Annotated in this window: 1 protein-coding gene; it reads left to right on the top strand. The window is 52.1% G+C overall.

Annotated elements, in window-relative coordinates; genetic code table 11:
- Positions 1-105: 105 nt before the first annotated feature.
- The coding region (locus tag QWF21_RS18000) for an IS110 family RNA-guided transposase (protein ID WP_330089425.1) at positions 106-1,255 on the top strand (1,150 nt) is incomplete at its 3' end.

Raw genomic sequence — 1,255 nt, 5'->3', positions numbered from 1 at the left:
CTAGACATAATGACTCCCCACGAGGTGCTGACCTCCGAGTTCTTGGGTTAGCTTTGCAGCCAGAGCCATACTGTATTTGCTAAGAATACAATACTGGAGGTCAGCATGATTAACAATAGCATAACGTTTATTGGTCTGGATACGCACAAAGATTTTTTCGAAGTCGCCTACATCGAAGACAGCCGTGATGCCAAGCCGGTCAGCCTTGGACGCATTGGCGGTACCAAGCCAGCTCTGCAAAAGCTGGTTCGCCAGTTCGAATCGAAGCACCCTGGGAAAACATTGCACTTCGTTTATGAAGCTGGCCCCTGTGGTTACTGGATTTATCGGTACCTTACCAGCCTTGGTCATTGCTGCTATGTGGTCGCCCCTTCTCTTATTCCAAAAAAGGCCGGTGAGCGTGTTAAAACCGATAAACGCGATGCAGTAAAGCTAGCACTGTTGCTGCGCTCTGGTGATATGGACCCTATCTATGTACCTGAGCCGGAAGACGAAGCCGTTCGCGATTTATCCCGCGCCCGTGAAACTGCCATGAAGGATTTAAAAGACGCCAAGTATCAACTCAAAGCCCTGCTGCTTCGCAACAACATTCGTTGCAGCATTCAGGACAACTGGTCAGCAAAGCATTTGCGCTGGCTGACTGAATTGGTGCTGCCACATCCTGCCCAGCAAATTGTACTGCAAGAAGCAATACAAACCATTACTGAGCGTATCCGCCGCCTGGAGCGGCTGGATAACGAACTCAGCTATCATGTCAAAAACTGGCGCTATTACCCTGTGGTGAAAGCCATTCAGGCCATGCGTGGCGTACGTCTGCTGGTAGCCGTCGGGGTGATTGCTGAGCTGGGCGATTTATCACGCTTCGACCATCCCAGAAAGCTGATGAGCTATCTGGGATTAGTGCCCTCCGAGCATTCCAGCGGGGGTAAACGCAGACAAGGCAGCATTACCCGAACTGGCAATACCCGTGCCAGGCGCTTGCTGATCGAAGGAGCGCATACCTACCGGTATGCCGCCAGAGTCTCCACCGAGCTACAAAAGCGTCAGGAAAGTCTCAGCAAAGAAGTTATTGATATCGCCTGGCAGGCGCAGCTTCGGCTGTGCAGGCGCTATCAGCGGCTGATGAAGCGCGGTAAACATTACAACCTGGTAGTGACTGCCATTGCCAGAGAAATGATAGCCTACATCTGGGCTATCTCGCGTGAAGTGGTGCTGTCACCGGTGAACCCGGCCAAACGGTTATCCAGGGTGCCAG

The sequence above is a fragment of the Alkalimonas mucilaginosa genome (genome assembly GCF_036327005.1).
In the GTDB taxonomy this organism is placed as follows: Bacteria; Pseudomonadota; Gammaproteobacteria; order Enterobacterales; family Alteromonadaceae; genus Alkalimonas; species Alkalimonas mucilaginosa.
Note: the sequence above shows the minus strand (reverse complement) of the source record. Positions and strands in the feature narration are given on the sequence as shown.